This is a genomic window from Epilithonimonas hispanica, from assembly GCF_003385395.1.
GTDB lineage: Bacteria > Bacteroidota > Bacteroidia > Flavobacteriales > Weeksellaceae > Epilithonimonas > Epilithonimonas hispanica.
Genome location: NZ_QNUG01000002.1, coordinates 145,194 through 155,611 on the forward strand (window position 1 = coordinate 145,194; position 10,418 = coordinate 155,611).

Genomic DNA, 10,418 nt, shown 5'->3' on the forward strand with positions numbered 1-10,418 from the left:
AATTCGGAAATTATTTAAAATATAATATTAAAATCTTCCAACTTCCCACATCCATCATCCAAACAAAATTCAAAAAAATGAAAAAACTCTTCTTTATATTTTTAATCAATCTTTTCCCGGCTCAGCAAAGTTGGACACTCAAAGATTGTCTGGATTATGCATCGTCCAATCATCCGCTAATTAAACAATCTGCGGTTAATATTCAGAAAAATGACAGACAGATTTCGGCTTCCAAAGGAATGTTGTTGCCGTCTATTGATGCTGGAATCAATCACAATTATAATTTCGGAAATGGTATCAATCAGCAAAATAATCAGCGGGAAGCAATCAATACACAAACTGATAATCTCTTTGCACAAGCCAATTGGGAGTTGATGAACTGGAGAAATTATCTCAATATTTCGTTGTCCAAAATCAATAAGGAAAGTTCGATTTTCAAAATGAAACAGGCTCAGAATGAAGTCAAACTGAATGTCATCACAATGTTTTTCACTTATCAGAATAGCAAAAGTTGGTTGGAAGTTTTGGAAACGCAACTTTCAGGAATCGAAGACCAAATCAAACGTACCGAAAAAGAAGTAGAAATTGGGAATCGTCCGAAAAGTGATATCTATGACATCAAAGCCAATCTTGGAACAATGCAGGAACAATGGGTTTCGGCAAAAAATTCACGAGACCTTTCCAAAATTAATCTTCTGAATGCGCTGGCGATTACAAAAGACACTTTGGATTTTACAATGACCGAGGAAAATTTGGGGAGCTCAAATTTCAATGATGCTAATTTCATCCAAAATCTTTTGGAGAAAAATCCCGCTTATCAAACGACTTTGGCAGAAATCAAAGCTCAGCAAAAAAATGTTGAGCTTGCAAAATCGGCATATCTGCCTACCTTGAACGGTTCTTACACTTGGTCAAGTTTTTACACCAAGATTTTGGGACAACCTGCGACTGCCAATTTCTCAGACCAAATCAAAACCAACAAAAACCAACAGTTAGGATTTGGTCTCAATATTCCGATTCTCAACAAACTACAGGTGAAAAACAATGTTGAGATTGCCAAACTGAATGTCATCAATTCCAATTACGACAAAGATATTATGATTAATAATTTGACTCAAAGCATCAATTCTATCAAAGCACAATTCCTGAATGCCCAAGAAAAGTACAATCTTTTGGAAGCCAATTTCGAAAACCAAAAATTATCATTCCAAAAATCCGAAGAAAAATACAAAGAAGGGTTAATGGACGCTTATACCTTTTTTGTCGTTAGAAATGGTTGGTTACAAGCAAATTATAACCTAATCAACAGCAAAAACGACGTTGTCCAGCAAACCGAATTACTCAAAGTTTTTGAAGCTGGTTTTTAAAAAAATACATTATTATTTTCTCACGAATCCTTCTAGAGCTTAAAAGCTCGGAAGGATTTTTTTATTTAGTTTAGTCAAACCACTTTGTCAAACTTACTTTTTATAATTTTTGTTTCTCTTTGCTGAGTTTTACGCCTTTGCGAACCTTCAAATTATTTCCAATAATGACAAAAAAACTTTGCGCTCTTTGCGTTTTATTAGAATTATTAATTAACTTATTTTCAAAAAAACAACTTTTCTGATTTTAAATTTTTCCGCAACTTTGCTCCCCTTTCAAAAGCAAAAGAATCAATGAAACTTTGTATTGCCGAAAAACCAAGCGTTGCCCGTGATATAGCCAAAGTTTTGGGTGCTACAACTCCCAAAAGCGGTTATATGGAGGGAAACGGTTATTGCGTGACTTGGACTTTTGGTCATCTTTGTACTTTAAAAGAACCACACGATTACGCCGAGCATTACAAATCTTGGGATTTAATTTTTCTCCCAATTATTCCCAAAAACTTCGGAATCAAACTGATAGATAACAATGGTGTTGAGAAACAATTTCAAACCATAGAAAAATTGGTTCAGGAATGTGATGAGGTCATTAATTGTGGCGATGCTGGGCAAGAAGGAGAATTGATTCAACGTTGGGTGTTGCAGAAAGCTAAATGCGACAAACCAATGAAAAGGTTATGGATTTCGTCCTTGACCGAAGATTCGATCAAAGAAGGTTTTGAAAATCTGAAACCTGCAGATGATTACAAAAATCTTTATTTGGCGGGCAATGCAAGAGCAATTGGAGATTGGCTTTTAGGAATTAATGCAACGAGATTATTCACGAAAAGATTTGGAGGAAACAAAGGCGTTTTATCAATTGGACGCGTTCAGACACCAACTTTGGCAATGCTTGTTCAACGTCAGAAAGAGATTGATGCTTTTACGCAGGAAGACTATTGGGAACTCAAAACCAAATATCGGGAAGTGCTTTTCAGTGCTTCAATTGACCGGTTAAAATCTCTGGAAAAAGCAGAAAAAGGTTTAGAATATCTTAAACAAAATCAGTTTGAGATTGTCTCTTTCGAGATCAAAGAAGGAAAAGAAAAGAATCCGAGATTGTTTGATTTGACGGGACTTCAGGTAGAAGCTAACAAAAAATATGGTTTCTCTGCAGAGCAAACTTTGAATTATATCCAAAGTCTTTACGAGAAAAAATATACAACTTACCCAAGAGTTGATACCACTTACTTGTCCGAAAGTCTTTACCCAAAAATTCCCGGGATCCTTACAAGTATGACCATTTATTCGGAGTTTACAGCACCGTTGCTGACGCAGCCGATTCCAAAAACGAAAGCAGTATTTGATGATACCAAAGTAACCGACCACCACGCGATTATTCCAACCGAGATTCCGCCTTCCTCTAATTTAACAAGAGAAGAAAAGTTAGTTTACGATTTGGTAGCGAGACGGTTCATCGCCGTTTTTTACCCTGAATGTAAAATCTCCAATACCTTGGTAGAAGGTCAGGTTGGAACGATTCCTTTCAAAGCTTCTGGAAAACAAATTCTGGAACCGGGCTGGCGAATTATTTATGCCAAAGACAAAAAAGACCAATCGGAGAAAGACGAAAAAGATAAGGACGAGGAACAAACTATTCCTGAATTCTTTGTTGGAGAAAAAGGCGACCACGAACCTTTGATTCATCAAGGAAAAACTTCGCCTCCAAAACCTTACACAGAAGCGACTTTGCTAAGAGCAATGGAAACTGCGGGAAAACAAGTGGAAGATGAAGAATTGCGCGAAATGTTGAAAAATAACGGAATCGGAAGACCATCAACACGAGCAAACATCATCGAAACTTTGTTCCGAAGAAAATACATCGAACGAAAAAAGAAGAACATTTTTGCTACTTCCATTGGTGTAGATTTGATTGATACAATAGAAGACGAAGTTCTCAAAAGCCCAGAACTCACAGGAGAATGGGAATCAAAATTGAGAAAAATTGAAAAAGGCGAATACGAAGCCAACCAATTCAAAGAAGAATTGATAGAAATGGTGACGGATTTGACTCAAAAAGTCATCAGCGGAAAAGGAAAAGTCATTAATTTCGAAGAAGAAAAACCTGCTCCAAAAGAAAAAAAACCGAGAGTCAAAACCGAAATTATTTGGAAAGAAACCCAATGTCCTAAATGTAAATCCAATAATCTAATGAAAGGTAAAACCGCAGTTGGATGTTCCGATTATAAAGGTTGTGGTTTCAAAGTTCCGTTTGAGATATTCGGAAAAAAAATATCAGAAAAACAACTTCAGGATTTGATTCTGAAAAGTAAAACTTCCAAACTGAAAGGTTTTACTGGAAATCAGGAAGAAGGTGTTTTGATTATGAATGAAGATTTTTCAATTAGCATAAAATAGCTAATAAAATAAAACCCTTCCAGAGTTTCAAACTCTGAAAGGGTTGAATCGTTTTACTCTCGCAGATTTTACAGATTAGGCTGATGAATCTGCAAAATTCGCTAAATCAGCGAGAAATAATCTACTTCACAACAATTGCTTTTTTCAAACTGCTGTCAACTTTATAATCTATAGATTGATTGATTTTCACATTTTCAAAAACGATATTCTGTGCATTCTTGCCAACAATTCCTTTTTACTTGTGATATTCACGTTTTTAAAGAAAAGATTTTCAATCAATTTCTCAGGAAGTCCACTGAAATTAAAAGCGGTTTCGGACGAAGAACAATTCACATTACTTACGTAAAAATCGTGAAAGTAAGGCACTTTGTCTCCCGTATGCTGCGCCGCTTCGCTTTCTTTTGTGCTTCCAACAGGCGCATCCGCATAGAACGTATCAAATAAAACTGCTTCCTTAATAATATTTTTCATCTCGATATTATCGATGAAAATTTGACTCACATCGCCACCTCTTCCCGAGTTGCTTTTCACACGGATTCCGATATCTGTTCCATCAAAAGTACAGTTCGTAACGTAGATATTTTTCATTCCACCGTCCGTATTACTACCGATTACAAAACCGCCGTGACCTTCATTCACAGTACATTCTGCGATGATGACGTTTTGTAAATTAGCTTCGCCATTTTTCGGAGTTCCGCTGGATTTCATACAAATTCCGTCATCGCTTGCGTTTACTTTTGTGTTGTAAATAATCACGTTTTTCGAAGCACTGATATCAATTCCGTCACCATTTTGAGCCCATTTCGGATTGTAAACCGTTGTATTTCTGATGACAAGATTGGTGATTTGTTTTGGATTGATAACAAACTTCGGTGAGTTTCGGAAAGTTGGTCCATCAATCAAAAGATTCGTCACTTTAGATAAAGTGAACATCATTGGCCTTAAGAAATGATGAATTTGCTCATACATATCTATTGTTGCGCCTGGTGTTTTCGTAATCACTTTTGCTAATTCTTCGCCATTTTTTGCAGCTGCACTTGGCCACCAGATTTTCCCATCATCACTTAGGACGCTGCCTTGTTTTGCAAGTAATTCCTTCCATTGTGCATCCGTTATTTTGAATTTTTTCACAGGTCTCCAAGCTTCGCCCGCGCCATCAAAAATTCCTTTTCCTGTAAAAGAAACATCTTTTAAATTATTTCCCCAGATTGGCGCCGTCACTTCAAATTTTCCAGCAGAAGTTTCTCTCAAAGGAAATTTGTTTGATATCACTGCTGAACTGCACAATCGCACCTTCCTCAACGTGAAAATCGATTTTACTTTTTAATTCGATTGATCCAGTTAACCAAGTTCCTGCTGGAACAATCAGTCTTCCGCCACCGTTTTGAGCAATCGTAGCAATCGCTTTTTCGAATGCTTTTGTATTCAAGGTTTTTCCGTCTCCCACACCTCCGAAATCCTTGAAGTTATAATCCTTTTGAGAGATTGTTGGCAAAACCATTTCTCCAAATTTGAAGGGTGCTTTCTGGATGTAGTAATTAATGTCATTTTTCTGAGAAGAAACTATTGCTGTCACAGAAAATGCGATACCTATTAAAAGTTTTTTCATTGTTATTGATATGAGTTCTTTTGATTGATTTTAAATCTATTGGTTAAATTAAATTGTTGCTTAATAAAAAAAACAGAATTTTACAGAAATACATTATAGAAACATACTTATTACAATTCCGAATGCAGGTAAAATTAATCAAAATAATGAATCATGCAATCGATTGCGCAAAATAAAAATAACTACTCTCGGAAAGTATTATTAATCCTAAGAAAACTAAAAATCAGAATACTCTTTTTTACAGATAATTCTTAATATTTGATTCAAATTTCTTTAATTTGCAATGCTAAAAATAATTTCAACAATGATTATTCAACCTAGAACAAGAGGATTTATTTGTTTGACAGCTCATCCGGACGGAGCGCTACAGGCAGTTAAAAATCAGATAGAATATGTTAAGTCGAAAGGCGAAATCAAAAACGGACCTAAAAAAGTATTAGTAATAGGTGCTTCTACAGGTTTTGGTTTGTCTTCTAGAATTACTGCCGCTTTTGGTTCAGATGCCGCCACAATCGGAGTTTTCTTCGAAAAACCAGCTTCTGAAGGAAAAATGGGAACTGCAGGCTGGTATAATTCTGCAGCTTTTGAAAAAGAAGCCCACGCTGCCGGTTTATACGCAAAAAGTATTAATGGCGATGCATTTTCTGACGAAGTTAAAAAAGAAACAATCGAGTTGATTAAGAAAGACCTTGGTCAGGTTGATTTGGTGGTTTACAGTTTGGCTTCTCCTAGAAGAACACATCCAAAAACTGGTGTAGCGCACGCATCTGTTTTAAAACCAATTGGACAGCCTTATACCAACAAAACTGTAGATTTTCATACAGGTGTAGTTTCCGATGTAACTATTGCTCCGGTTGAAAACGACGTGGATATTCCTAACACTATTGCTGTAATGGGTGGTGAAGATTGGAAATTCTGGATAGAAGAATTGAAAGCTGCTGGCGTTTTAGCAGAAGGTGTTAAGACTGTGGCTTATTCTTACATCGGCCCAGAATTGACTTTCCCAATCTACAGAAACGGAACAATCGGACAGGCGAAAAATGACCTTGAAGCAACTGTTACTGTTTTGAATGACTTATTGAAAGACCTTAATGGCGTTTCTTATGTTTCTGTGAACAAAGCTTTGGTAACACAGTCTAGTTCTGCAATTCCTGTTGTTCCATTATATATTTCTCTACTTTATAAAGTGATGAAAGCGAAAGGAACTCACGAAGGAACTATCGAGCAAATGCAGAGACTTTTCGCAGACAGATTATACACTGAAAACGGAGAAGTTGCTTTGGATGAAGCTGGCAGAATCCGTGTGGATGATTGGGAAATGGCAGATGACGTTCAGGCAGAAGTGGCGAAGTTATGGAATGAGATTACTACTGAAAACCTTTCTGAAATCAGTGATATTGAAGGTTACAGAAAAGAGTTCTTCAACTTATTTGGATTCGAAATTGACGGAATCGATTATGAAAAAGATGCTAACGAGAACGTACAAGTTACAAGTATTGAAGCTTAGGTTTTAGAATAAGAGATAATAGACTGATAGATGATAGATTTTTCTGTCATTAATAATAACAAAAGAGGCTGTCTCAAAAGGGCAGCCTCTTTTTTGCTATTACGTTATTAACTAATCTAGAGTTAGGATTATAATTATCCCAAATTTTCCACGTATTATTGATATTCTTGATGAAATAGATTTGGGTATTGAGCTCATTCACCAAATATTCTTCATCAGAATTTTCAACTACAAAAACAAGATTCCAAAATTCTTGTGTTTTTACAACAATCTTATCAGGCTCATCTGATATAACGTCAAGGTCAAAAATCTCAAAATTGGAGCGGTTATTTTTTGTATGAAGCTTCAAATTTCTATCGCAAAGTTCTGAACTATAATTGTTGCTCCGGGAGATTCTGAAAATATAAGTTCGTCAAAAATATCTATTCTTGAAATTGGAAAAAATTTTAAAAACTCAAAATTAGTCTTGCAATATCTGTAAATAATATCTGTTGTAAATTCTTCTCCAAATACAGATTCATTATAAAGATCTTCATCTTTAACTTTTGTTACAAAAGCATTGAGACTATTAAAACCTAAAAAAATACAGATTTTGTCTAGGGTTTTTAGAAACCTGAGGTCATTATGCGTTTATAATCATAATCGCTTTCAAAAAAAACGTTGCAAGGTAATGTGGGAAATACTGGTTCCTAACTCAAATTTCCTCTCCGCCTTCAATTCTTCTCTTTGAGCTAATTCTTCTTTGATAATCTCAGCAAGAATAATATAATGACTCCTTTTCCAAGGATTGGAATCAGCCAAAATAGATAGTTGAATCTTTGGATGTTGCCGAATTTTTTCCTTGATTAAATTATATATTGATTTCAAACCACCAAGATTTTCATACTATCTCAAATATACAAAAATTAAACAAGTTTTAAGTTTCCAATTCCAAATTATGACTATTTAAATAGCTAAACATAAGAAAAACCACTTAATCATATTCGATTTAGTGGTTTTTTTGTGTCATTGTCGCAAAATCAATGTAGCTATTTTTTCATACTTCCAGTTTCCGAAAGTCTCAAATGCCAGCTAAAACTCTCTTCTAATAGATGTGGAGTATGCCCTCCTCTCTCACAAGCCCTATCAAAATAAGACTGAAGCTCCTCTCTATAATCCGGATGAACACAATTATCTATTATTTTCTGAGCCCTCTCTCTTGGAGCAAGACCTCTTAAATCTGCCAACCCAATATCTGTAACCACAATGTCTACATCATGTTCTGTATGATCTGTATGAGAAACCATTGGTAAAACATGAGAAATTTTATTTTCTTTGGAAGCTGCCTGCGTTACAAAAATACTTAGGTAAGCATTACGTGCAAAGTCTCCCGAACCTCCAATTCCATTCATAATCTTGGTACCAGAAATATGTGTTGAATTAACATTTCCATAAATATCGAATTCTATCGCCGTATTAATAGCAATAACCCCTAGACGTCTTATCAGCCCTGGTGTATTGGAAATATTCTGAGGTCTGAGAACAAACTTATCTTTGTAATGCGCCAAATTGTCAAAAACCCGATCATAGCATTCTTTAGACACTGTTATAGAAGATGCAGAAGCAAAACTTAATTTTCCAGCATCTATCAAATCGAACGTACTGTCTTGTAATACTTCGGAAAACATTGTCAAATCATAAAAATTACTTTTCTTAAATCCTGTAAGAACAGCATTTGCAACTTTGCCGATCCCAGCTTGCAAGGGCAACAAACGATCTGTAAGTCTTCCCAGCTGCACCTCATTTTCAAAGAACCTAAGAAGATGGTCAGCAATTGCTGTAGTTTTAGCGTCTGGCTCAGCAATATCAGCAGGGCTATCTTTTAGATTTGTAAAAACAATTGCTTCTATCTTATTGGGATCTACAGGAATACTTTTTCTTCCAATTTTGTTCCATGGCGCAACAATTGGAATTACATTTCTGAAAGGATAATCTTCTGCCTGGTAAATATCATGAATACCATAAACAGATTCTGGAACTTCTGTATTGATCTCTATTATGACTTTTTTTGCCATTGTTGCAAAAGTAACGGAGTTACCCACAGAAGTTGTAGGAACTATACTTCCATCTCGCTCTATATAAGCCGCTTCTATAACAGCAACATCCAGACTAAGCAAGTTTTTGGTATGTAAGAGTTCTGCACTTTCACTTAAGTGCTGGTCTATGAATAGAATCTCTCCAGTGTTTATTTTATTTCGTAAAATCGGATCTACTTGGAAAGGCATCCTTTTTTTCAAAACATTAGCTTCCGCTAATTTACCATCTGTCCCATGCCCCAAAGAAGCGCCGGTCATTAATGTGATCTTGAAATTTTCATTTTTTCCTCTCTCAGCCAAAGCAGGTAAAATAGCTTTACTATCCCCAGCTTTTGTAAAACCGCTGGACCCTACAACCATTCCGTCCTTTATAATGTTAACAGCATTTTCAACACTAGTCACTTTTTGGCGTAGACTTTCTAATCGTATTCTTTCTAACATTTAATTTTAATTTTTTTAATATCAATTTTATAATTGGACTTTAGCAAGAATGCAATAACATAAATCCTAAATCTCAATTTTCATGAAGATATAAAGTTTTTATTTTCTTTTAAAAACACGTGTTAAACACTGATTTTAGCACATCTAAATTTAGAAAATACAATTACAACCTCAAAACTAAAAGACTTTTAGAATTCATCAATAATATAATTGTTGCATAAATCCTATAAAAACCCAATAACAACAATCTTTCCCGATCTTACAAACCCATTTTAAGACAGTGCTAAGACTGATTATTTAACTCACACAAATTTAATTAAAAATCAATCTTATAATTAATGATGATTATCACATATCCTTTATTTTGCAATCAAAATGATAAAAATCACAGATTTTCTTTGAGATTTGAAAAATTATATTTTACTTTGCAATTCAAAGTTCTTTATTATTGAAATTTAAAATTATGATTACTAAAAACCAAAGAAGCATCGTTCTATTTTCGATTCCATTAGTTTTGTTATGTATTCCAATGATAGCAATGCAATTTTCTAAAAGTTGGAATTGGTCACTAATCGATTTTGTTGCTGTTGGAGTTATACTTTTCGGAACAGCATTTATAATTAATTTGATTTTGGAAAAATTCAAAACAACAAAAAGTAGATTAATTTTGATTGGAATTACATTAACTGTTCTTGTTTTAACTTGGATAGAATTAGCAGTTGGAATTTTTGGAAGTCCGTTTGCGGGAAGTTAAGATGACTGGCTTAAATGAATACCATACTGTAGTAATTATATTACTTTTCATTTTTTTTCTGTTTTTTTCTATTATATCACTCATTCCCTTTTTCATTTTAAAATACATTAGAAAAAGATATAATCTAAAAGAAAAATATTTCAGTAATTCTAAGCTAGTTTTATACATATTAACTCGTAGTGCATTATTAAATTAATTCAATTTTAAGTCTATTCATTTTTCTATTGAAAACAAAAACATTTACAAACTGAATGAAAGTTAATGCTGTTAT

9 protein-coding genes are annotated in these 10,418 nt (G+C 34.5%); 4 read left to right on the forward strand and 5 right to left on the reverse strand.

The window, feature by feature from the left end:
• Nucleotides 1-77: 77 nt before the first annotated feature.
• Both DRF58_RS01445 and DRF58_RS01450 read left to right on the forward strand, forming a co-directional pair.
• Nucleotides 78-1,367 (forward strand): TolC family protein, encoded by a 1,290-nt coding sequence (locus DRF58_RS01445; protein WP_116032023.1) that lies wholly within the window; start codon nt 78-80, stop codon nt 1,365-1,367.
• A gap of 291 nt (nt 1,368-1,658) precedes the next feature.
• Nucleotides 1,659-3,761: a type IA DNA topoisomerase gene (locus DRF58_RS01450; protein ID WP_116031982.1), complete on the forward strand. Its 2,103-nt coding sequence runs from the start codon at nt 1,659-1,661 to the stop codon at nt 3,759-3,761.
• 186 nt (nt 3,762-3,947) lie between these two features.
• On the opposite strand, the gene DRF58_RS01455 is transcribed toward DRF58_RS01450, so the two are convergent.
• Nucleotides 3,948-5,012: a glycoside hydrolase family 28 protein gene (locus DRF58_RS01455; protein WP_123902344.1), complete on the reverse strand. Its 1,065-nt coding sequence runs from the start codon at nt 5,010-5,012 to the stop codon at nt 3,948-3,950.
• Nucleotides 4,984-5,370 (reverse strand): glycoside hydrolase family protein, encoded by a 387-nt coding sequence (locus DRF58_RS01460; RefSeq protein WP_116031988.1) that lies wholly within the window; start codon nt 5,368-5,370, stop codon nt 4,984-4,986. Before DRF58_RS01460 ends, DRF58_RS01455 begins: the two co-directional genes overlap by 29 nt.
• A gap of 304 nt (nt 5,371-5,674) precedes the next feature.
• Between DRF58_RS01460 and fabV the strand changes: the two genes are divergently transcribed.
• The gene (gene fabV, locus DRF58_RS01465; RefSeq protein ID WP_116031990.1) at nt 5,675-6,877 is read left to right on the forward strand and encodes an enoyl-ACP reductase FabV; all 1,203 of its coding nucleotides are present in this window, start codon (nt 5,675-5,677) and stop codon (nt 6,875-6,877) included.
• Nucleotides 6,878-6,950: 73 nt separating this feature from the next.
• On the opposite strand, the gene DRF58_RS18665 is transcribed toward fabV, so the two are convergent.
• The 3 genes from DRF58_RS18665 to DRF58_RS01475 form a co-directional block, all read right to left on the reverse strand.
• Complete coding sequence (locus tag DRF58_RS18665) at nt 6,951-7,226, reverse strand: hypothetical protein (RefSeq protein ID WP_245955339.1); 276 nt, start codon at nt 7,224-7,226, stop codon at nt 6,951-6,953.
• A 299-nt stretch (nt 7,227-7,525) separates the two neighbouring features.
• Complete coding sequence (locus DRF58_RS18670; RefSeq protein ID WP_245955340.1) at nt 7,526-7,744, reverse strand: hypothetical protein; 219 nt, start codon at nt 7,742-7,744, stop codon at nt 7,526-7,528.
• A gap of 161 nt (nt 7,745-7,905) precedes the next feature.
• Complete coding sequence (locus DRF58_RS01475; RefSeq protein WP_116031992.1) at nt 7,906-9,393, reverse strand: succinate CoA transferase; 1,488 nt, start codon at nt 9,391-9,393, stop codon at nt 7,906-7,908.
• 463 nt (nt 9,394-9,856) lie between these two features.
• Between DRF58_RS01475 and DRF58_RS01480 the strand changes: the two genes are divergently transcribed.
• Nucleotides 9,857-10,147: a hypothetical protein gene (locus DRF58_RS01480; protein WP_185144525.1), complete on the forward strand. Its 291-nt coding sequence runs from the start codon at nt 9,857-9,859 to the stop codon at nt 10,145-10,147.
• The last annotated feature ends 271 nt before the right edge of the window (nt 10,148-10,418 follow it).

What these genes read in the sequence shown, in the direction of transcription:
- fabV (WP_116031990.1), top strand. Translation starts at nt 5,675, where the DNA reads ATGATTATTCAACCTAGAACAAGAGGATTTATTTGTTTGACAGCTCAT.
- DRF58_RS01475 (WP_116031992.1), bottom strand. Translation starts at nt 9,393, where the DNA reads ATGTTAGAAAGAATACGATTAGAAAGTCTACGCCAAAAAGTGACTAGT.
- DRF58_RS01445 (WP_116032023.1), top strand. Translation starts at nt 78, where the DNA reads ATGAAAAAACTCTTCTTTATATTTTTAATCAATCTTTTCCCGGCTCAG.
- DRF58_RS01480 (WP_185144525.1), top strand. Translation starts at nt 9,857, where the DNA reads ATGATTACTAAAAACCAAAGAAGCATCGTTCTATTTTCGATTCCATTA.
- DRF58_RS01460 (WP_116031988.1), bottom strand. Translation starts at nt 5,370, where the DNA reads ATGAAAAAACTTTTAATAGGTATCGCATTTTCTGTGACAGCAATAGTT.
- DRF58_RS01450 (WP_116031982.1), top strand. Translation starts at nt 1,659, where the DNA reads ATGAAACTTTGTATTGCCGAAAAACCAAGCGTTGCCCGTGATATAGCC.